A 17,884-nucleotide genomic window follows, 5' to 3' on the forward strand; every position below is an offset into this window, starting at 1 on the left:
CTGAGAGCACCGTGATCGAATACACCCTGGAAACGGGCCCGAACTGCGATTATCGGTCGCCGAGCGCCCGCGATCTGGTAGAAACCGCGGCGCCCGTCCGGCGCTTCCGGGTCTGCCGGGTCTACCGGGTCTACCGGGTCTACCGGGTCTACCGGGTCTACCGGGTCTGCCGGGTCTACCCCTTGGTGGCCATCGCGCGCAGGAAGAAGGTCAGGTTCGCCGGGCGTTCGGCGAGCCGGCGCATGAAGTAGCCGTACCACTCGGCGCCGTAGGGGAGGTAGATGCGCATCAGGTCGCCGCGCTCGACGATCCGGGCCTGCTCCTCGGGCCGGATGCCGTACAACATCTGGAACTCGAAGCTGCCCGGCGCGCGCCCGGCCAGGTCCGCGAGGTGTCGCGCGATGGCGATCAGGCGCGGGTCGTGCGAGGCCACCATCGGGTAGCCCGCACCCCCCATCAGGATCCGCAGGCACCGCACGTACGAGCGGTCCACGTCGCCCTTGTCCTGGAACGCGACCGACTCCGGCTCCTGGTAGGCGCCCTTGCACAGCCGCACCCGCGAGCCCTCGTGGGACAGTTCCCGGCAGTCCTGCTCGGTGCGGCGCAGATACGCCTGGAGCACCGCTCCCACCCACGGGAAGTCCTTGCGCAGATCGCGCAGGATGCCCAGGGTCGAGTCGGTCGTGGTGTGGTCCTCCATGTCCAGGGTGACCGTGGTGCCCACCCGCGCGGCGGCCGCGCAGATCCGCCGGGCGTTGTCCAGCGCGATGTGCTCGCCGTCGCCGGGCAGGAACTGTCCGACGGCGGAGAGCTTGACCGACACCTCGGCGCTGCGCGCGAGCCCGGTCTCGCCGAGCGTGGCGAGCAGCGCCTCGTACGCGTCCACCGTCGCGTCGGCCTGGGCCCGGTCGGCGGTGTCCTCGCCGAGGTGATCGAGCGTCACCTTGCGCCCGGACTCGACGAGTTCGCGCGTCACCCGGATCGCGTCCGCGAGCACGTCGCCCGCCACGAAGCGGTCCACGATCGCCCGGGTCGGCGGCAGGTGCTCGACCAGCGAGCGGGTCCGCGGCGAGCGGGCCGCCGCGAGGATGGGGCTGCGGAGCATTTCTTCTCCCGAAGTACCGGTGGGGTGAGGGTGGGTCAGCCCATGTGCGGGTAGCGGTGGTCCGTCGCCGGGACGAACGTCTCCTTGATCGAGCGCGAGCTGGTCCAGCGCATCAGGTTCTGCATCGCGCCGGCCTTGTCGTTGGTGCCGGACGCGCGCCCGCCGCCGAACGGCTGCTGACCCACCACCGCACCGGTGGGGCGGTCGTTGATGTAGAAGTTGCCCGCCGCGAACCGCAGCACGTGCGCGGTGTGCGCGATCGCCTCGCGGTCCTGCGCGATCACCGCGCCGGTGAGGCCGTACGCGGACACCGACTCCATCTGGGCGAGCATCGTGTCGTAGGCGTCGTCCTCGTAGACGTGCACGGCCAGGATCGGGCCGAAGTACTCGTCCTTGAAGATGTCGTGGTCGGCGTTCGCCGAGACCAGCACGGTGGGTCGGACGAACCAGCCGACGCTGTCGTCGTAACTGCCGCCCGCGGCGACCTCGACCGTGTCGTCGGCGTGCGCGCGGTCGATCGCGGCCTTGTTCTTGGCGAACGCGCGCTCGTCGATGACCGCGCCCACGAAGTGGCTCAGATCGGTGACATCGCCCATCGACAGCCCGTCGACGGTGGCCAGGAAGTCGTCCTTGAAGCCGGACTCCCAGATCGAGCGCGGGATGTAGGCGCGCGAGGCGGCCGAGCACTTCTGTCCCTGGTACTCGAACGCGCCGCGCACCAGCGCGGTGCGCAGCACGTCGTGGTCGGCGCTGGGGTGCGCGACCACGAAGTCCTTGCCGCCGGTCTCGCCGACGATCCGCGGGTAGGTGCGGTAGCCGGCGATGTTCTCGCCGACCGTGCGCCACAGGTGCTGGAAGGTCGCGGTGGACCCGGTGAAGTGGATGGCCGCGAGCGCCGGGTGCGCGAGCGCGACCTCGGAGACCGCGATGCCGTCGCCGGTGACCAGGTTGATCACACCGGCCGGGAGTCCGGCCTCCTCCAGCAGGCGCATCAGCAGTACGGCCGAGTAGGTCTGGGTGGGCGAGGGCTTCCAGATCACCACGTTGCCCATCAGCGCCGGCGCGGTGGGCAGGTTGCCCGCGATGGCGGTGAAGTTGAACGGGGTGATCGCGTAGACGAAGCCCTCCAGCGGCCGGTGGTCCGTGCGGTTCCACACGCCCGGGCTGCTGATCGGCTGCTCGGCCAGCACCCGGCGGGCGAACTGCACGTTGAAGCGCCAGAAGTCGATCAGCTCACAGGAGGAGTCGATCTCGGCCTGCTGCGCGTTCTTGCCCTGGCCCAGCATGGTCGCGGCGGCGAGCGTCTCGCGCCACGGGCCGGCGAGCAGGTCGGCGGCCTTGAGGAAGATCGCCGCGCGGTCGTCGAAGGACAGGTCGCGCCACGCGGGCGCGGCGGCCAGGGCCGCGTCGATCGCGTCCCGGGCGTCCTGGGTGCCGGCGTGCGCGAAGGTGCCCAGGCGTGCGCCGTGGTTGTGCGGTTGCACCACGTCCGTGCGCTCACCGGAGCCCATCCGGCGCTCGCCGCCGATGGTCATCGGGAGGTCGATCGGGGCCGCGGCCAGTTCCTTGAGCTTCGCTTCGAGGCGGGCCCGCGCGGGCGTGCCGGGGGCGTAGTCGTGTGCCGGCTCGTTGACCGGGGCGGGGACCTGGGTCACAGCGTCCAAAACGGCGCTCCTGTTCGGTGATGCGAATGTTCGGCGATCGACGTGTTCGGTAATCGACGTGTTCTGTGATCGACGTGTTCGGTGATCGGCGGCCTCGGCGTTCGGCGGTCCGGGTGATCGGTGCTCTGCCGGACGCCTGACCCACGACGAGATCGGGCATGGCTCCCGACCCCAACGCTAGGCCGGACTCGGCCTCGGGTGTTTATCCGATCGGTTAAACTCGAAACTCCGAACTTGGCTCATCGGCCAACATTCCCGAAGGGGCCGAAAGTGGCCGAAACCGGCGTCCCGCTGCGCGAACTGCTGGCTGCCCTGGGTGGCCCGGTCGGCGACGGCCCGGTCCGGGTCGCGGCGGCGGCCGGCGGCCTGGAGGGCCTGGTCCGGCACGTGTCGATCCTCGACCCGGAGGAGGAGCCGCACACGATGCCGGGTGACCTGCTCCTGGCGGTCGGCCTGCGCGGCCGCGCGGCGGCGGGCACGGTGCGCGCGGCGGGCGCGGCCGGTGCGACGGCGGTCGCGGTCAAGGGCGAACACGCGGCGCTGCGCGAGGTCGCCGACACGGCGGGCGTGGTGTTGCTCTCGGTGCGCCCGGAGGCCCGCTGGGAGCAGGTGGCCGCGCTCGCGCACGCCGCGCTGGACGAACGCCCGGACGCCGAACCACCGGACGGCGGCGACCTGTTCTCGCTCGCCCAGACCACCGCGATGCTCACCGGCGGTGGGGTCAGCATCGAGGACAGCGCCAACCGCGTGCTCGCCTACTCGCGCGCGACCGGGCCGGACGAGGCGGACGAACTGCGCCGGTTGTCCATCCTGGGCTGGCAGGGGCCGGAGGAGTACATGGCCCGGCTGCGCGACTGGGGCGTCTTCCACCGGCTGCGCACCACGGCCGAGGTGGTCGCCGTCGAGGAGCGCCCCGATCTGGGCATCCGCCGCCGACTGGCGGTCGGCGTGCACGCGGGTGGGCGCTGGCTGGGCACGATCTGGGTACAGGAGGGCCGGCAGCCGCTCGCCGAGCGGGCCGCGGAGGTGCTGCTCGGCGCGGCGCGGGTGGCCACGCTGCACCTGGTCCGGCGGCGTACCCGGCTGCCCGCCGAGGCCGGCCTGACCCGGGAGAGTGTCGCGGGCCTGCTCACCGGCGCTGTCGCGGCCCGGACGGCCGGCACCCAGTTGGGCCTGGATCCGGTGCGACCGGTGCAGGTCCTGGGCTTCACCGTGCACGCGAGCAGGCCGGACGAGCCGTCCCAGGAGTTGGCCCGGACCGAACTGGCCAACCTGGTCTCGGTGTACGCGGCGGCCCGGCACAGCCACGCACACGTCGCCCCGCTGGGCGCGCGGCTGTACGTCCTGCTGTCCGCGCCGCCGGCCGAGGCGGTGGTGCTGGGGTGGACGCACGAGATCGCCGAGGCGGCGCACGGCCACCTGGACCTCGCGGTACGCGGCGCCGTCGGCGACCCGGCGCCGAGCCTGGCCCGCACGGTGGCGGCCCGGGAATCGGTCGACCGGGTCCTGGACGCGATGGCGGCGGGCGGTGTGTCGGCCGAGGTCGCGGCCCTGTCCGAGGTCCGCCCGGCGGTGCTCTACGGCGAGGTCCAGGCGCTGCTGATCGAACGGCGACACATCCGCGATCCCCGGCTGAACGCGCTGCGCGCGCACGACGCCGAGCACGGCACCGAGTACACCGGCTCGGTGCTGGCCTGGCTGGACGCGCTGGGCGACGTGCGCGGGGCGGCGGCGGCCCTGCACATCCATCCCAACACGCTGCGCTACCGGATCCGCCGGGCCGGCGAACTGACCGGGCTGGACTGGACCGACCCCAAGACCCGCCTGCTCGCCGCGCTGTTGCTGCGGTTGCCGGAGTGAGGCGTACAGACCGCGGTCGGCCCGCCGGGTGAGCCGCGCCTCGCGGTCGGTTCGCCGGCCCGGCGCTCAGACCCTGATGCCCAGTTCGGCCAGCAGGTCCAGGCTCACGTACTCGCCGCCGGTGCGCGAAGCCGGGCCGTCGCACAGTTCCAGCGTCGCGGAGACCATCTGGTCCATGGTCTCGATCTGATCGGGTCGCAACTGCCCGCCGACCAACTCCTCCGCGCCCTCGCTGAGCACCGCGGCCCGCGGCTCGATCGTGTTCACCCGGATGCCGGTCCCGTACAGCTCCGCGGCCAGCGCGTTGGTGATCCGGTTCAACGCGGCCTTGGACGCCCCGTACACCGCGGTCTTGGTGCCCAGTACGCCCAGTTCGAACGGCGGCCCCGCCCACGGCCGCGCGGTGCCGCTGGTCACGTTCACGATCCAGCCCTCGCCGCGCGTGGCCATCGCGGGCACCACCGCCTGACACAACTCCATCGGCGCGAGCACGTTGACCTCGAAGTGCAGCCGCGCCCGCCGTTGTGGATACACCCGCAGCGACGCGTACGAGGCCATCGCCGCGTTGTTGACCAGGATGTCGATCGGCCCGCCGAGTCCCTCCTCGGCGGCCGGGACGATCCTGGCCCGCTGCCCCTCGTCGGACAGATCGGCCACCACCACCGCGCTGCGCCGCCCGTGCCGGGCGATCAGTGTCTCGGTCCGCTCCAACGACCCGGCCAGGTTGCCCTGTCGCAACGTACGCGCGGTCACCGCCACATCGGCTCCCTCGGCCGCGAGCCGCACCGCCAACGCCGACCCGATTCCCCTGCTGGCCCCGGTGATCAAAGCTCTACGTCCCTCGAACCGCTTGGCCACGGCGTCCCTCCCCTGGTCCCGGACAACTGCCTGCCCGCCACCATCCTCACAACAGTGGACTAGGTCAACCATCAGAACGCGAAATCCCACCTTCCGGAATCCCAGGCTCGACCGGCGTCCGCCCGGTCGCCGTGGCTTGGACGATCGTCGGCAACTCGGGGGAGATACGTCGGCGCCCCCGCATTCTCGCGGGGGCGCGCGCCGGGGTCGTGTGTGGTGCCCTCGTGCGCGCCGGCTGTCGGGCGGGGACCGCGCGATGCCATTCTGGAAGGCCCATCGCGAGCAGGAGGCCGCCATGCCCAGAACCACCGTCGTCCGTGGTGAGCGGATCGAGCTGCCGAATACGCTCGCCGAGATCCGGGCCGCGCTCCCCGAGGATCGTCGCGACGAGTTCGACAAGGTCATGTACGAGACCCCGCTCGATCGGCTCGAACGCGATGCCATCCTGCACTGGGCGCTTCCTCCGGAGGCTCAGGAGGAGGACGAAGAAGATGCCCGCCGCATCAAGGCCGGGGATTTCAGCTTTGCCCAGTGGACGGACGGCGACGGAAACGCGGTGCCTCGATGAGCCGCTACTACGTGCAGTACTCCGACCGGGCCGAGGATGGCCTCAAGCCCCTGTCGGCCTCGCAGATCCGCGCCTTCAAATCGACCGTCGAATCAACCGTGGTCAACGACCCCTACGGGCACGGATCCAGTCAGGTGGGGTCCGACCGGGACCGCCGCGAGGCCACGGTTACGGGCGTGTTCATCCGGTACATGGTCAGCAACAGCGTGCTGGTCGTGAGCGTCACCCGCGCCGTCTCGCTGTAAAGCCGCCCATCCGCCCAGGACACCGACGCCGACCTTCCGGGACGACGTGCGTCCCCGAAGGTCGGCCCCGGTGTCCCGCCGCGATCAGCGCGGCAGCCCCAGCTCGCGGGCGATCAGCATGCGCTGGACCTCGCTGGTGCCCTCGCCGATCTCCAGGATCTTGGCGTCGCGCCAGAAGCGGGCCACCGGGTACTCGTTCATGAAGCCGTAGCCGCCGTGGATCTGGGTGGCGTCGCGGGCGTTGTCCACCGCGCTCTCCGAGCTGTAGAGCTTGGCCAGCGCGGCCTCCTTCTTGAACCGCTCGCCGTGCACCAGCAGCGAGGCGGCGTGCCGCCAGGCCAACCGGGAGTTGTGCGCGCGCAGTTCCATGTCGGCGAGCTTGAAGGCGATCGCCTGGTTGGCGCCGATCGGGCGGCCGAAGGCCTCACGTTCGCCGGCGTAGCGCACCGACTCGTCCACGCAGCCCTGCGCCAACCCGGTGGCCAGCGCCGCGATGGCCACCCGGCCCTCGTCCAGGATGGACAGGAACTGGGCGTAGCCCCGGCCGCGTTCGCCGAGCAGGTTCTCGGCCGGGACGCGCACGTCGTCGAAGGACAGCTCACGGGTGTCCGAGCAGTTCCAGCCGACCTTGGAGTACGGCGGCGCGACGGTGAAGCCCTTGGTGCCGGCGGGCACGATGATCGTGCTGATCTCCTTGCCGCCGCCGGCGTTGGTGCCGGTGACCGCGGTGACCGTGACGAAGCCGGTGATGTCGGTGCCGGAGTTGGTGATGAAGCATTTGCCGCCGTTGATCACCCACTCCCCCGTCGCCTCGTCCAGGCGCGCGGTGGTGCGCGTGGCACCGGCGTCCGAGCCGCCGCCGGGCTCGGTCAGGCCGAAGGCGCCGAGCATCTCGCCGCTGGTCAGCTTGGGCAGCCAGGTCTGCTTCTGCTCCTTGGTGCCGAACCGGTGGATCGGCATCGCGCCCAGCGAGACGGCCGCCTCCAGCGTGATCGCGACCGAGGAGTCGACCCGGGCCAGCTCTTCGAGCACCAGGCCGAGCGCGAGGTAGTCGCCGCCCATGCCGCCGTACTCCTCCGGGAAGGGCAGCCCGAACAGGCCCATCCGGCCCATCTCGCGCACGATCGTGTACGGGAATTCGTGCTTCTCGTACAGCTCGCCGATCGCGGGGGCGATCACGTCCTTCGCGAACTCGGCGACGGTGCGCCGCAGTTGCTCGTACTCGTCGTCGAGGCGGTGGTCCAACATGGGGCAGGCTCCCGGATTCGGTGGCGGGGCGGGTCGGCGCGCTCGTGGCGACACCGGTCCGTGGGTGGGTCGGTCGGCTGCGGGTGGCAGTCGCTGGGCGGTTCTTCGACCGCCCGACGGGGATCGAAGACCCGCCCTAGGAGGTCGGGTCGATCAGTGCCAGGCCGTGCGCGTCCACCCGCTTGCCGGCGAGCGCCTGGACCGCGCGCGAGGGGCTGGGGCGGCCGAGCAGGTCGGCCATCCACACGCTGGTGGCCACCAGTGCGCCCAGGTCGACGCCGGTGTCGACGCCCAGGCCGTGCAACATCCAGACCAGGTCCTCGGTGGCCAGGTTGCCGGTGGCGCTCTCGGCGTACGGGCAACCGCCCAGACCGCCGGCCGAGGCGTCCACCGTGGTCACCCCGAAGCGCAGCGCCGCGAGGGTGTTGGCCAGGGCCTGGCCGTAGCTGTCGTGGAAGTGCACGGCGATCCGCTCGGCCGGCACACCGGCCTCGGCGAAGGCGGTCAGCAGCGCGGTGACGTGTCCGGGTGTGGCGACACCGATCGTGTCGCCCAGGCTGAGCTGCGAACAGCCCATCTCGACGAGGGCCTTGCCGACCCTGACCACCTGGTCGAGCGGGACCGGGCCCTCCCACGGGTCGCCCCAGCACATGGACAGGTAGCCGCGGGTGTCGATGCCGGCGGCACCGGCCCGCTCGACCACCGGGCGGAACATGTCCAGCGATTCGGCCACCGTGCGGTTGAGGTTGCGTCGGGCGAACGTCTCGGTGGCGCTGCCGAACACCGCGATCCGTCGCGCGCCCAGCTCCAGCGCGCGGTCGAAGCCGCGTTCGTTGGGCACCAGGACCGGCAGCCGGCGATCGGCCGTCGCGATCTCGGCGTCCGCGAGGACGGCCGCGAACACCTCGGCGGCATCCGCGAGTTGGGGCACCCACTTGGGCGGGACGAAGCTGGTCACCTCGATCGTGCCCAGACCGGCGCGGGCCAGTCGGCGCACGAACTCGACCTTGGCCTCGGTGGGCACCACACCCGACTCGTTCTGGAGTCCGTCGCGGGCGCCCACCTCGTGGATGAACACCCGTTCCGGCAGCCCCAATTCGCGGTGGGTGTCCGGCAACTGTCGCGTCATCAGGCCTTCGCCTCCCGGTCGAGCGGCACCTCGGGTGCCCCGCCGAGCGGCGCATCGCCGAGTTCCGCCCCGCCGAGCGGCGCGCCCGGCGACCCGCCGATCGGTTCCACGAGCGCCCCGTCGAGCGGTGCGGCCGGCGCCTCCGCCACCACCACCGCCTCGGCCACCACCACCGCCAGCGTCTGGTCCATCGCCACCGACGCGCCGGCCGATACGCCGATCTCGGCGATCACGCCGTCGAAGGGCGCGGTCAGCGCGTGTTCCATCTTCATCGCCTCCACCACGACCACGGTCTGGCCGCGGGTGACCCGGTCGCCCACCGCGGCCTTGACCACGGTCACCGTGCCGGGCATCGGCGAGGTCAGCGCACCACTGGCCGCCGCGCCGCCGGCCGCCTCGGCCCGTACGGTGTCCACCTCGCTCACCCGCCAGGTGTCCGGGCCGTACGCGAGCCAGCGCACCCCGGACGACTCGGCGATGTAGTCGAAGCGCTTGGTCAGCCCGTCGTGGCCGACCACGAGCCCGCCCGGCACGACCCGCACCGACGCGGGCACCGGCGGGCCGCCGTCCACCGAGACCTCGCCGTCGCGCACCCGAACCTCGATCGGCTCGCCCGGCCCGATCCGCAACACGTGCGTGTCCCAGGCCGGCCCGCCGACCCGCCACCCGGTCTGCGCCGAGAACGGGTCCACCCAGCCGGTGCCGGTGATCCGCTCGGCGCGCGCCGCCAGCGCCGCCGCGACCGCCACCTCGGGCGGCGCCGGCCGACCGGTCAGGTCGTCCGTCCTGGCCTCGACCAATCCGGTGTCCAGGTCGCCCGCGAGCACCGCCGGGTCGCCCAACAGGCGGTACAGGAAGCCCAGGTTGGTGGTCACACCCAGCACCCGGGTCTGCGCGAGGGCCGCCCGCAGTCGGGTGATCGCCGTCGCGCGGTCGTCGCCGTACGCGATCACCTTCGCCAGCATCGGGTCGTAGGAGCTGCCGACCTCGCCGCCCTCGCGCAGCCCGGAGTCCACCCGGACGCCCTCCAGGTCCGGCTCACACACCATCAGCACCCGTCCACCGGTGGGCAGGAAGCCCCGGTCGGGGTCCTCGGCGTAGATCCGCGCCTCGACCGCGTGGCCGTGCATCGACACGTCGGACTTGCCGATCGCGGCGCCGGCGGCGACCCGCAGTTGGCTCTCCACCAGGTCGACCCGGGTGACCAGTTCGGTCACCGGGTGCTCGACCTGGAGGCGGGTGTTCATCTCCATGAAGTAGAACGAGTCGGGATTCTCGGCCGGCACGATGAACTCGATGGTGCCCGCGCCCACGTAGCCGCAGGCCTTGGCGGCGCGCACGGCGGCGGCGCCCATCTCGGCCCGGGTGTCCGGGTCCAGCAGCGCGGACGGGGCCTCCTCGATGATCTTCTGGTGTCGGCGCTGCAGGCTGCACTCGCGCTCGCCCAGGTGCACGACGCTGCCGTGGGTGTCCGCGAGCACCTGGATCTCGATGTGCCGGGGCCGCTCGATCCAGCGCTCGATCAGCAGCGTGTCGTCGCCGAACGCGCCCTTGGCCTGCCGGCGGGCCGCCGCGATCTCGTCCGCGACCAGCGCCCCGTCGTGCACCAGGCGCATGCCCTTGCCGCCACCGCCCGCCGACGGCTTGATCAGCACCGGGAAGCCGATCTCCCGGGCGATGTCCGCGAGTTCGCCGTCGGACATGCCGGCCGCGCCGCCGCCCGGCACCACCGGGACGCCGTAGGCCGCGACCGTCTCCTTGGCCCGGATCTTGTCGCCCATCAGCTCGATCACCGCCGCCGGCGGTCCGACGAAGACCAGTCCGGCCCGCTCGACGGCGGCGGCGAACGCGGCGTTCTCGGACAGGAATCCGTAGCCGGGGTGGATGGCCCGGGCACCGGATCGCAGCGCCGCCGCGACCACGGCGTCGCCGTCCAGATAGCCGGGCACCTCGACCGCCACATCGGCCTCGCGCACGTGCCGCGCGTCCGCGTCGTCCGGCGCGTACACGGTGATCGCGCGCACGCCCAGTCGGCGCAGCGTGCGGATCACCCGGACCGCGATCTCGCCTCGGTTGGCGACCAGTACAGCCTCGAACACGTCGTGACCCCTCACATCCGGAACAGACCGAACCGCGGCTCGGCCAGCGGCGCGTTCCCACACGCCGTCAGCGCCAGCCCCAGTACGGTGCGAGTGTCGAGCGGGTCGATGATCCCGTCGTCCCACAGCCGCGCGGTCGCGTAGTAGGCGTTGCCCTGGCGTTCGTACTGGTCGCGGATCGGCTGCTTGAACTCCTCCTCGCCGGACCAGCTCTCGCCGCGCGCCTCGATCTGGTCGCGCTTGACCGTGGCGAGCACGGTCGCGGCCTGCTCGCCGCCCATCACCGAGATCTTGGCGGTGGGCCACATCCACAAGAACCGCGGACTGTACGCGCGGCCGCACATCGAGTAGTTGCCCGCGCCGTGCGAGCCGCCGATCACCACGGTCAGCTTGGGCACGCGCGTGGTGGCCACGGCGGTGACCATCTTGGCGCCGTGCTTGGCGATGCCGCCGTGTTCGTAGTCCTTGCCGACCATGAAGCCGGTGATGTTCTGCAGGAACACCAGCGGCACCCCGCGCTGGTCGCACAATTCGATGAAGTGCGCGCCCTTGACCGCGGATTCGGCGAACAGGATGCCGTTGTTGGCGACGATGCCCACCGGGTGGCCGTGGATCCGGGCGAAGCCGGTGACCAGCGTGGTGCCGTACTCGCCCTTGAACTCGTGGAAGCGCGAACCGTCGACGATCCGGGCGATCACCTCGCGCACGTCGTAGGGCGTGCGCGCGTCCGGCGGCACCACCCCGTAGAGCCCGGCCGGATCGACCGCCGGGGGCTCGATCTCGCGTACGTCCCACGGCAGTCGCGGTCGGGCGCCGAGCGTGCCGACGATGTCGCGGACGATCCGCAGCGCGTCCTTGTCGTCGGCCGCGAGGTGGTCGACCACGCCGGAGATCCGGGCGTGCACGTCGCCGCCGCCCAACTCCTCGGCGCTGACCACCTCGCCGGTGGCGGCCTTCACCAGCGGCGGGCCGCCCAGGAAGATCGTGCCCTGGTCGCGCACGATCACCGTCTCGTCGCTCATCGCCGGCACGTACGCGCCGCCGGCGGTGCACGAGCCGAGCACGGCGGAGATCTGCGGGATGCCCTTGGCGCTCATCTGCGCCTGGTTGAAGAAGATCCGGCCGAAGTGGTCCCGGTCCGGGAAGACCTCGTCCTGCATCGGCAGGAAGGCGCCGCCGGAGTCGACCAGGTACAGGCACGGCAGCCGGTTCTCCAGCGCGACCTCCTGCGCGCGCAGGTGCTTCTTGACCGTCATCGGGTAGTACGTGCCGCCCTTGACGGTCGCGTCGTTGGCCGCGATCACGCACTCGCGTCCGGCCACCCGGCCCACGCCCGCGATGATTCCCGCCGCCGGCGCGTCGCCGCCGTACATCCCGTCGGCGGCCAGCGGCGCGATCTCCAGGAACGGCGTGCCCGGGTCGAGCAGCGCCTCCACCCGGTCGCGCGGCAGTAGTTTGCCGCGCGCGGTGTGCCGCTCCCGGGCGCGTTCGCCGCCGCCCAGGGCGGTGGTCGCCAGCCGGTCGCGCAGTTCGCCGACCGCGCGTTCGTGTGCTTCCGCGTTGGCCCGGTACGTCTTCGCCCCCGGGTCGGCGGCTGTGCCGAGCACGCTCTCCATGACACCGCCTCAAGTTAACCTTCGTTCACCTGCCCCCGAGGTTAACCACGGTTAATCCGAGTGTCTAGCATGGACACATGACCGTGAGCCGTCGAGACCAGATCCTGCAGGTGGCCGCCCGGCTGTTCGCCGAGCGCGGCTATCAGGGCGTGGGCATGGACGACATCGGCGCGGCGGTCGGGATCAGCGGCCCCGCGCTGTACAAGCACTTCCGGGGCAAGGAGGCGATGCTGACCGAATTGCTGGTGGGCATCAGCGAGCAGCTCCTGGCCAGAGGGCTGGAGCGGGCCGCGATCGAGGACCCGGCGCGGGCTCTGGACGCGCTGATCGAGGGTCAGGTCGAGTTCGCGCTGCGTCACCCGGACCTGATCACGCTGCACGACCACGCGCTCAACCAGGTGCCCACGGCCGAGCGGCACCGGATCCGCCGGGTGCAGCGCGCGTACGTGGAGATCTGGGTCGAGGTCGCGCTCAAGGCCCACCCGGACCGCCTCGACGACCGCGAGGCGCGCGCCGCGGTGCACGCCGCCTTCGGCCTGATCAACTCGACCCCGCACACCCTGCGCACGCCGCAGCGCGTGCTGGCGCCGATGTTGCGGCGGATGGCCCTGGCCGCACTGGCCGCGGCGGCGGGATAGCCCGGGGACGACCCGGGGCGAGCCCCGGATCCCCGACCGCCCGGGGCATGGGCACTGGCACGCGCGTCGTTCGGCTACGCGGATCCGTACGGGATGTGCACCGCGTCGGAGCGGCCGGACCAGGCCAGGTCGAGATGCCAGCATCCCGGCGCGGGCAGGTCGATGTTGGACGGGCCGGGGCCGCCGGTCACCTCGCGGGTGACGATGTCGCCGCCGCCGACCAGGGTCGCCTCGATCCGCAGCGCCCCGGTCGGCCGCTCCACGCCGTCGGGCCGCGGGCGCACCGCCCACAGGATCTTGCTCGGCCGGCCGGGCCTGGCCGGGGCCGTGTACGGATACCCGAGCAGGATCGCGACGATCTCGCCGCGCGCGCCGAACACATGCGGGGGTGCCGCACCGGGCGCGAGGCCCACGCGCGCCCACTCGGGTAACTCACCGTGGTCGACCGCGGCCCCGCACGGGCCGCTCCCGTCGGCCGGCGACGCGGACACCACCGCCCGGTAGTGTGCCGGCCCGCCGCACGCGACCAGGACCGACGCGCCCACGGCGAGGAGCGGACCGACCCGGCGGCGTCGCGGTGACATGGCGCTCCCAATGGCTCGTGTGACCGGTCCGGTTCGGGCCGACGGCGATGCCGCACGGTGGACCCTGGACTCCCGAGGAATCCGATGGGTGACCGATCGACTCCGCTCGGTGACTCGTACGAGCGTTCCCTTCCGGGGCGTGATCCGTCAACCCCGTCCCGAGGGAAGAGACACCCGGCGCCGCACTCGGGGGTGCCCGAGGAGCGCGGCCCTCACCCGCCGGGTCGACCCGAAGCCCGGATGGTGATGTTGAGCCGCCCGGCGGCCAACCCGGTGCTCGGATCGCCGGTGCCCGGGCGGATCCTGGGCACGCCGTGGTACGCGAGGCGGGACGGGCCGCCGAACACCACCAGGTCACCGCCGCGCAGTTCCACGTCGGTCCACGGGCGGGTGCGGGTCTCGGTGTTGCCGAAGCGAAAGACGCACGTGTCGCCGATGCTCAGCGACACCACCGGGGCCGGCGACTCCTCGTCCGCGTCCCGATGCAAACCCATCCTCGCGTCCGCGTCGTAGAAGTTGACCAGGCCGATGTCGTACGGGTCGGCCGGGATCGAGCCGTACACCTCGGCCACCGCGCGTCGGGCCGCGTCGCCGAGCAGTGGCGGGAAGGGCTTGACCCGCTCGCCGGTCGGCAGCCGCTCGGTGTAGCGGTAGGGCTCCCAGTGCAGTCCCAGGCTCACGCTGCGCACGCTCATCACGCCGCCCGACGGCATCACCACGTGCCGCATGCCGGCCGGCGGCGCGGCCCACGACCGCGCCGCCACCACCAGTTCGCGCTGCTCGTCGAGCGAGAGCCAGTCCGGTACGTGCCACGCTCCCGGCGCGATCTCGACCCGCTCCCGGGGCAGCGGGAACAGTTCGCCGTTCACGCCGCGCGCCGCCACCCGCTCATCCGGTCACCCACTTCGGCTTGCGCTTCTCCCGGAAGGCCGCCATGCCCTCGGTCGCGTCGGGCGAGGCGAACAACTCGGCGGAACGCCGCGCGAGGGCTTGGCCGTCGCGGTCGAAGCCCGCCCGTACCGCGCCGGTGGTGAGCTTCTTGGACTCGATCAGGCCCTGCCGCGAGCACAGTCGGAACGAGGCGACGAGCGCCGCGACCGCGTCGTCCGCACCGCCGGCGCCCTCCACGGCGCGGGTGAGCAGCCCGATCCGCTCGGCCTCCACGCCGTCGAACACGTCACCGGTGAGGAAGTATCGCGACACCGAGCGCGGGTCCATCCGCGGCGCCGTGGTCAACGAGATCACCGCCGGGCTGAGCCCCAGCCGCGCCTCGGTGAACGCGAAGGTGGCCTGCGCGGGCGCGATGGCCAGGTCCGCCGCGCCGACCAGACCGATCCCGCCCGCACGCGCGTTGCCCCGCAGGTGCGCGACCACCGGCACCGGTACCTCCACCACCAGCCGCAGCAGCGCGAGCAGTTGCTCGGCGCCCTGCGCCATGCCGCCCGCGGCCGCCTCGCGCAGGTCCATGCCCGAGCAGAAGGTCGGCCCGGTGTGGGTGAGCACCACCGCGCGCACCCGCTCGTCCACGCCGGCCTCGGCGAGGTGGTGGCGCAGCCGGGCGACCAGGCGCGCGGACAACGCGTTGCGGTTGGCCGGCGAATCCAGCGTGATGGTGGCGATTCCGTCGTCCAGGCTCATTCGCACCGGGTCGTCGCCGGCGTGCGGGTGCGTCGGCTCGGCGTCCGGGTTGCTGCGTACCGGCTCGGCGTCCACGGTTCTCCTCCGGGTTCGGGGCGGTCGGCGCGACGGTCGGGGGTCACCCGTGCCGCGCGGGGCCGGCGCCGCGGCGGGCGTGGTTGCCCTCGCGATACCGGTCCCGTGGCCCTGGGGCCTGTCCTCGGTCCCCCGTCGGAGGACTGAAGGCACGCCGTAGATCCTCACATGAGCGGGTCATCGGCGACCGAACGGCGTCGCTTTCATGTTCCTTTCATGTCCGGCGCGCACATTGGTACGACACGCTTTGTGCCGAGTCCACACGGAGGGTGTCCGCGTGCGACCGTGGGGCGACCCGCAGTAACCGGTCCCCCGGATCCCGCCGAACCAAGGAGTCGCCGCCATGACGCCCGCCGCCGACACCGGAACGCCGCACATCCTCGTCGTCGACGACGAACCCGCCGTTCGCGAGGCACTCGAGTCCAGCCTGCGCTTCGAGGGCTACCGGGTCACCCTCGCCGACGAGGGTGTGGCCGCGCTCACCGCGATCGCCGGCGACGAGCCGGACCTGGTCCTGTTGGACGTGCTGATGCCGCGGATGGACGGCCTCACCGCGTGCCGGCGACTACGCGCGCGCGGCGACACGCTCCCGGTGCTGATGCTCACCGCGCGCGACGCGGTCGGGGACCGGGTCACCGGGCTCGACGCGGGCGCGGACGACTACCTGGTGAAGCCGTTCGAGCTGGACGAACTGCTGGCCCGGGTAAGGGCGCTGCTCCGGCGCAGCGCGATGTCCGGGCCGAGCGAATCGGCGGACGACGCGCTCTCCTTCGCCGACCTGCGGATGGACACCGCCTCCCGCGAGGTCACCCGGGCCGGCAAGCCGATCGACCTGACCCGAACGGAGTACACCCTGCTGGAGTTGTTGCTCACCCATCCGCGCCAGGTGCTGACCCGGGAGCAGATCCTGCGCAACGTCTGGGGGTTCGACTTCGAACCCGCGTCCAACTCGCTCGACGTGTACGTGATGTACCTGCGCCGCAAGACCGAGGCGGGCGGGCTGCCCCGGCTGGTACACACGGTGCGCGGCGTCGGCTACGTGCTGCGCGTGGCGGAGACGCCGGCCTGATGCACCGTCACCTGCCGCTGCGCGCCCGCCTTGCGCTGCTCACCGCGCTCGCCGTCGCCCTCGCCGTCGCGGCGGCGGCGGTGACCTGCTGGGTGCTGACGCGCAATCAACTGCGCGAGCAGATGGACCGCACGCTGGCCACCACCGGCACACCGTTCCTGAATCCGCGCGGCGGCCCCAGCTCCACCATCGCGGACATCTGCGGTCGGCCCGCACCGCCGTTCCAGCGCGGCCTGTTGACCTACCAGGTGATCAGGGCGGACGGGTGGTCCTGCACCCAACTGGGCACCAGCACCGACCCGGTGGCCCCGGTCCCGGTGAGTGCGGACGACAAGGCGGTCGCGGCGGGCGGCAAGCAGGTGACGTTCCACGACGCGACCACCAAGGACGGGAAGCACGTCCGGGTGATGACCCAGCGGGTCAGCCGGGACACGGCGGTGTCGGTGTCCCGGCCGCTCGGCGAGATCGAGAGTTCGCTGGACAGCCTCGCCATGTGGCTGGTGGTGGTGAGCGCGATCGGCATCGTCGGCGCCGCGACCCTGGGCCTGTTGGTCGCCCGGGCCGCGCTCAAGCCGGTGGACCGGCTCACCGAGGCGGCCGAACACGTGGCCCGCACCGAGGACCTGGACACCGTGATCCCGATCGCGGGCAAGGACGAGATCGCCCGCCTGGGCCGCTCGTTCAACGCGATGACCGCGTCGCTCAAGGCGTCCCGGCTGCGTCAGCAGCGGTTGATCGCCGACGCGGGACACGAACTGCGCACTCCGCTCACGTCGTTGCGCACCAATACCGACCTGCTGCTGCGCAGCGAGCAGACCGGGCGGCCGATCCCGACCGCCGACAAGGAGCGCCTGCTGCACAACGTCAAGGCGCAACTGCTCGAACTCTCCGACCTGGTCGGCGATCTGCTGCTGCTGGCCCGGCCGGAGCAGGCGCCCAGCGCGCCGCCGTCCACCACCGCCGCGCTGCACACCGCGATCGAACGCGCGGTGGGGCGGGCCAGGTTGCGCGCGCCGGACGCGCGGATCGAGGTGGACATCAGTCCCTGGTTCGTGCGCGGCGAACCGGCCTCGCTGGAGCGGGCGGTGGTCAACCTGTTGGACAACGCGCTCAAGTTCGGCGGCGCGGAGGGGGCGGCGAGGGTCGAGGTCCGGCTCGTGGACGGCGAACTCACCGTGCGCGACCACGGCCCCGGCATCGCCGAGGCGGACGTGCCGTACGTGTTCGAACGCTTCTGGCGCGCGCCCGCCGCTCGCGGCCTGCCCGGTTCGGGTCTGGGTCTGGCCATCGTGGCCCGCACCACCGCCGACGCGGGCGGCACGGTGGCCCTCGAGCCCGCGGAGGACGGGCCCGGCACGATCGCCCGGCTCCGCCTCCCGGGCACCTCGAGCTGACCGGACAGCGCCCGGAGCGAAAGGCCGCCCGCTCGACGCCGAGCCGGGGTCGGGTCGGGTTCGGGGCTCGGACTTGGGGATCGGGCTCGGGCTC

17 protein-coding genes are annotated in these 17,884 nt (G+C 72.5%); 7 read left to right on the top strand and 10 right to left on the bottom strand.

The window, feature by feature from the left end; genetic code table 11:
* A partial coding sequence (locus ACWCPW_RS34940; protein ID WP_449765592.1) for a hypothetical protein occupies window positions 1-251 on the top strand: 251 nt, incomplete at its 5' end.
* Here ACWCPW_RS34940 and ACWCPW_RS34945 read toward each other — a convergent pair.
* Together ACWCPW_RS34945 and pruA are read right to left on the bottom strand one after the other, a co-directional pair.
* Window positions 176-1,105: a proline dehydrogenase family protein gene (locus ACWCPW_RS34945; protein ID WP_449765593.1), complete on the bottom strand. Its 930-nt coding sequence runs from the start codon at window positions 1,103-1,105 to the stop codon at window positions 176-178. The two genes, ACWCPW_RS34940 and ACWCPW_RS34945, sit on opposite strands and share 76 nt — an antisense overlap.
* Before the next feature lie 35 nt (window positions 1,106-1,140).
* Window positions 1,141-2,769, bottom strand: coding sequence for an L-glutamate gamma-semialdehyde dehydrogenase (gene pruA / locus ACWCPW_RS34950; RefSeq protein WP_449765594.1), 1,629 nt, complete (start codon window positions 2,767-2,769; stop codon window positions 1,141-1,143).
* A gap of 270 nt (window positions 2,770-3,039) precedes the next feature.
* Between pruA and ACWCPW_RS34955 the strand changes: the two genes are divergently transcribed.
* The gene (locus tag ACWCPW_RS34955) at window positions 3,040-4,629 is read left to right on the top strand and encodes a PucR family transcriptional regulator (protein ID WP_449765595.1); all 1,590 of its coding nucleotides are present in this window, start codon (window positions 3,040-3,042) and stop codon (window positions 4,627-4,629) included.
* Window positions 4,630-4,695: 66 nt separating this feature from the next.
* On the opposite strand, the gene ACWCPW_RS34960 is transcribed toward ACWCPW_RS34955, so the two are convergent.
* Window positions 4,696-5,487 carry an SDR family NAD(P)-dependent oxidoreductase gene (locus ACWCPW_RS34960; protein WP_449765596.1) on the bottom strand — a complete coding sequence of 264 codons (792 nt, stop codon included), beginning with the start codon at window positions 5,485-5,487 and terminating at the stop codon, window positions 4,696-4,698.
* A gap of 295 nt (window positions 5,488-5,782) precedes the next feature.
* Here ACWCPW_RS34960 and ACWCPW_RS34965 point away from each other — a divergent pair, with 295 nt between their 5' ends.
* Window positions 5,783-6,055, top strand: coding sequence for a hypothetical protein (locus ACWCPW_RS34965; protein ID WP_406299179.1), 273 nt, complete (start codon window positions 5,783-5,785; stop codon window positions 6,053-6,055).
* Window positions 6,052-6,300, top strand: a complete 249-nt coding sequence (locus tag ACWCPW_RS34970; protein WP_449765597.1) for a hypothetical protein — start codon at window positions 6,052-6,054, stop codon at window positions 6,298-6,300. The genes ACWCPW_RS34965 and ACWCPW_RS34970 overlap by 4 nt, the downstream gene beginning before the upstream one ends.
* An 84-nt stretch (window positions 6,301-6,384) precedes the next feature.
* On the opposite strand, the gene ACWCPW_RS34975 is transcribed toward ACWCPW_RS34970, so the two are convergent.
* From ACWCPW_RS34975 to ACWCPW_RS34990, 4 genes are all read right to left on the bottom strand, one after another.
* On the bottom strand, window positions 6,385-7,545 hold the full coding sequence (locus ACWCPW_RS34975) for an acyl-CoA dehydrogenase family protein (protein ID WP_449765693.1): 1,161 nt from the start codon (window positions 7,543-7,545) through the stop codon (window positions 6,385-6,387).
* A gap of 139 nt (window positions 7,546-7,684) precedes the next feature.
* A complete protein-coding gene (locus ACWCPW_RS34980) occupies window positions 7,685-8,677 on the bottom strand; it encodes a hydroxymethylglutaryl-CoA lyase (RefSeq protein WP_449765598.1) in 993 nt (330 codons plus the stop codon).
* Entirely contained in the window at window positions 8,677-10,776 is a 2,100-nt protein-coding gene (locus tag ACWCPW_RS34985; protein ID WP_449765599.1) for an acetyl/propionyl/methylcrotonyl-CoA carboxylase subunit alpha, read from the bottom strand. The genes ACWCPW_RS34980 and ACWCPW_RS34985 overlap by 1 nt, the downstream gene beginning before the upstream one ends.
* A gap of 11 nt (window positions 10,777-10,787) precedes the next feature.
* Entirely contained in the window at window positions 10,788-12,392 is a 1,605-nt protein-coding gene (locus ACWCPW_RS34990) for a carboxyl transferase domain-containing protein (RefSeq protein WP_449765600.1), read from the bottom strand.
* Window positions 12,393-12,469: 77 nt separating this feature from the next.
* Here ACWCPW_RS34990 and ACWCPW_RS34995 point away from each other — a divergent pair, with 77 nt between their 5' ends.
* Window positions 12,470-13,030, top strand: a complete 561-nt coding sequence (locus ACWCPW_RS34995; RefSeq protein ID WP_395859511.1) for a TetR/AcrR family transcriptional regulator — start codon at window positions 12,470-12,472, stop codon at window positions 13,028-13,030.
* A 74-nt stretch (window positions 13,031-13,104) separates the two neighbouring features.
* Here the strand turns inward: ACWCPW_RS34995 and ACWCPW_RS35000 are convergent, their stop codons facing one another.
* From ACWCPW_RS35000 to ACWCPW_RS35010, 3 genes are all read right to left on the bottom strand, one after another.
* Window positions 13,105-13,614 carry a hypothetical protein gene (locus ACWCPW_RS35000; RefSeq protein ID WP_449765601.1) on the bottom strand — a complete coding sequence of 170 codons (510 nt, stop codon included), beginning with the start codon at window positions 13,612-13,614 and terminating at the stop codon, window positions 13,105-13,107.
* A gap of 212 nt (window positions 13,615-13,826) precedes the next feature.
* Window positions 13,827-14,483 carry an alpha-ketoglutarate-dependent dioxygenase AlkB family protein gene (locus ACWCPW_RS35005; protein WP_395859513.1) on the bottom strand — a complete coding sequence of 219 codons (657 nt, stop codon included), beginning with the start codon at window positions 14,481-14,483 and terminating at the stop codon, window positions 13,827-13,829.
* Window positions 14,484-14,502: 19 nt separating this feature from the next.
* Window positions 14,503-15,327 carry an enoyl-CoA hydratase family protein gene (locus ACWCPW_RS35010; RefSeq protein ID WP_449765602.1) on the bottom strand — a complete coding sequence of 275 codons (825 nt, stop codon included), beginning with the start codon at window positions 15,325-15,327 and terminating at the stop codon, window positions 14,503-14,505.
* A gap of 343 nt (window positions 15,328-15,670) precedes the next feature.
* Between ACWCPW_RS35010 and ACWCPW_RS35015 the strand changes: the two genes are divergently transcribed.
* Both ACWCPW_RS35015 and ACWCPW_RS35020 read left to right on the top strand, forming a co-directional pair.
* Window positions 15,671-16,396, top strand: a complete 726-nt coding sequence (locus ACWCPW_RS35015) for a response regulator transcription factor (protein ID WP_406299156.1) — start codon at window positions 15,671-15,673, stop codon at window positions 16,394-16,396.
* The gene (locus tag ACWCPW_RS35020; RefSeq protein WP_449765603.1) at window positions 16,396-17,790 is read left to right on the top strand and encodes an ATP-binding protein; all 1,395 of its coding nucleotides are present in this window, start codon (window positions 16,396-16,398) and stop codon (window positions 17,788-17,790) included. Before ACWCPW_RS35015 ends, ACWCPW_RS35020 begins: the two co-directional genes overlap by 1 nt.
* Window positions 17,791-17,884 lie beyond the last annotated feature (94 nt).

The sequence above is a fragment of the Embleya sp. NPDC001921 genome (assembly GCF_053594475.1).